General features: G+C 66.4%; 2 protein-coding genes. Both read right to left on the bottom strand.

All coding sequences use genetic code 11. From position 1 onward, the window contains the following. Positions 1-222: 222 nt before the first annotated feature. Complete coding sequence (bfr, locus tag AC3XYG_RS08565; protein WP_489139397.1) at positions 223-699, bottom strand: bacterioferritin; 477 nt, start codon at positions 697-699, stop codon at positions 223-225. Between the two features lie 101 nt (positions 700-800). Further along, the coding region (gene glgX, locus AC3XYG_RS08560) for a glycogen debranching protein GlgX (RefSeq protein WP_489139396.1) at positions 801-2821 on the bottom strand (2021 nt) is incomplete at its 5' end.

The following is a 2821-nucleotide window of genomic DNA, read 5'->3' as shown; positions in this document are numbered from 1 at the left end:
CGGCCCTTCCGGCGGCAGGAATTTCATTGCTGGAACGCCGCGGATGAAAATCCATGGCCGGCCGAAGAGTGGCTTTTCGTTATTTTCTGTCATTCCACCTTTTCCAGCACCTGCAGTCGGTTGCGTAGGGCATTCGTTTGGCTGCCTTATAGTGCATTTCAGCCAGCAAGAAAAAGCCCCGCCGAAGCGGGGCTTTGCCGAGGCTGACCTGGTAGGCCGGCCTCAGCTCTCTTCGCTGGACACCAGCTGGATGTAGTTCTGCAGGCCCATCTGGTCGATCAGATAATGCTGCGATTCCAGCCAGTCGATGTGCTCCTCGGTGTCGTCGAGGATCTTCAGCAGGATGTCGCGGGAGACGAAGTCGCGCACGGATTCGCAGTGCACCATCGCCTCCTTCACCGTCTTCTGGTTGAAGGTCTCGAGGCCGAGATCGGATTTCAGCATCTCCGGCACCGATTCGCCGATGCCCAGCTTGCCGAGATCCTGCAGGTTCGGCAGGCCTTCCAGCATCAGGATGCGTTCGATCAGCAGATCGGCGTGCTTCATCTCGCCGATCGACTCCTCATACACCTTCTTCGCCAGGCGCTTGACGTCCCAGTTCTTCAGCATGCGGGCATGCAGGAAATACTGGTTGATCGCGGTCAGCTCGTTCTTCAGCACCAGATTCAGATGGGTGAGAACTTTCTTGTCGCCCTGCATGGTCGCCTCGGCCTGTGTCTGTCAGTATCGCGGGCCGCACATTAGAACGATACCAGGAATCCGTAAAGTATTACTTGTGTGATTGAGATACAGTCGCAACATTACTGCAAGTCATTCCCAATATCCGCTGGTGAGGCCATGCCGAGGGCAAGCAAAACCAGGCTTTCGGTGGCGAGCGGATAGGCGGTTGCCGCCGGATCCAGCTGCGGCACGCTGGGCGTCCGCGCCGTGTCCAGCCAGGGATGCCAGGCGCCGGCGGCCGGCAAAGTGAAGGCGATGTCCTGGGCGCCGGCGTTGAACAGCAGCAGCAGCGGCGGTGCGGTCGGCGCGCTCAACAGCATGCCGAGCACGGCGTCCGCGACGTTCCAGTCATCGCCGGCCATGGCCTGGCCGTCCGGCCGCAGCCAGGCGATGTCGGGCAGATCGGTCCCGTCGGCGGATTGGACGCCGCTCGGGCCGCCATGCAGGAAATCGGCCCGGCGCAACGCGGGATGGGCCCGGCGCAGCGCCACCACCCGCGCGGCGAAGTCGAGAAAGCCGGGGTCGGCGCCGGCCCAGTCCAGCCAGGTGACCGGGTTGTCCTGGCAATAGGCGTTGTTGTTGCCCTGCTGGCTGTGGCCCAGCTCGTCGCCGCCCAGCAGCATCGGCGTGCCCTGGCTGAACAGCAGCGTCGCGAACAGGTTGCGCCGGCGCCGCAGCCGGCGGGCCACGATCGCCGGGTCGTCGGTCGGCCCCTCGGTGCCGAGATTGTCGGAATGGTTGTCGCCGGTGCCGTCGCGGTTGCGCTCGCCATTGGCCTCATTGTGCTTCTGCGCATAGCCGACGACGTCGGCCAGCGTGAAGCCGTCATGGGCGGTGACGAAGTTGACGCCGGCGCGGGCGGCGCGCCCTCCATGGTCGAACAGGTCGGCCGAGGCGGACAGGCGGCCCGCCAGCTCCGGCCGCAGCCCGGCATCGCCGCGCCAGTAGCGGCGGATGCCGTCACGATAGCGGTCGTTCCACTCCGACCAGCCGGTGGGGAAGCCGCCGACGCGATAGCCGCCGGGCCCGATGTCCCAGGGCTCGGCGATCAGTTTGACCTGGGCCAGCACCGGGTCCTGCGCCACCGCCTGCAGGAATGGGGCGGTGGAAGTGAATTCGCCGTCGACCCGGGCCAGGGTGGTGCCCAGGTCGAAGCGGAAGCCGTCGACATGTGCCGCCTCGACCCACCAGCGCAGACTGTCCATCGCCAGCTGCAGCATGCGGGGATGGCCGAGGTCGAGCGCGTTGCCGGTGCCGGTCGGGTTGGATGGCTCCCGCCGGTCGTGCGGCGCATGCTGGTAGTAGGACAGGTTGTCGATGCCGCGGAAGTTCAGGGTCGGGCCGAAGACGTCGCTTTCCGCCGTGTGGTTGTAGACGACGTCGAGGATCACCTCGATGCCCGCCCGGTGCAGCGCCTTGACCGCATTGCGCAGCGCCTCCAGCGGTGCCCGGTAAGAGAGTGAAGAGGGAGCGCCGGCGTAGGCGGGGTGGACTGCGAAGAAGGCGGTGGTGTTGTAGCCCCAGTAATTGCGCAAGCCCCGGTCGAACAGCGCCCGTTCGTCCAGGAAGGCGTGCACCGGCATCAGTTCGACCGCCGTGACACCCAGCCGTCGCAGATGGTCGATCATCACGGGGTGAGCCAAGCCGCCCAGGGTGCCGCGCAGGGGCTCGGGGATGCCCGGATGGAGCATGGTCAGGCCGCGGACATGCGCCTCGTAGATCACCGTGTCCCGCCAGGGCGTCGCAGGCGCGCGGTCATCGCCCCAGTCAAAGGCGTCGCCGCCATCCACCTCTGCGAGCCCGCCACTCAGCTTGCGGGCATAGGGATCGAGCAGCGTCGCCTGGGGGTCGAACCTGCCGCCGGCCTCAGGCGTGGATGGGCCGTGCGCCCGATAGGCGTAGACGAGGCCGGGCGCAGCGCCTGGCAGGTAGCCGTGCCAGACCTCGTCCGTCCATTGCGGCAGCGCGATGCGGGCGCTCTCGCGTGCGCCCTCTGTATCGAACAGGCAGAGCTCCATCCTCTCGGCATGCGCCGAGAAGACCGCGAAGTTGACGCCCGCGCCGTCCCAGGTCGCGCCGAGAGGGTAGGGACGGCCCGCTT

This window comes from Inquilinus sp. (genome assembly GCF_057815775.1).
Note: the sequence above shows the minus strand (reverse complement) of the source record. Positions and strands in the feature narration are given on the sequence as shown.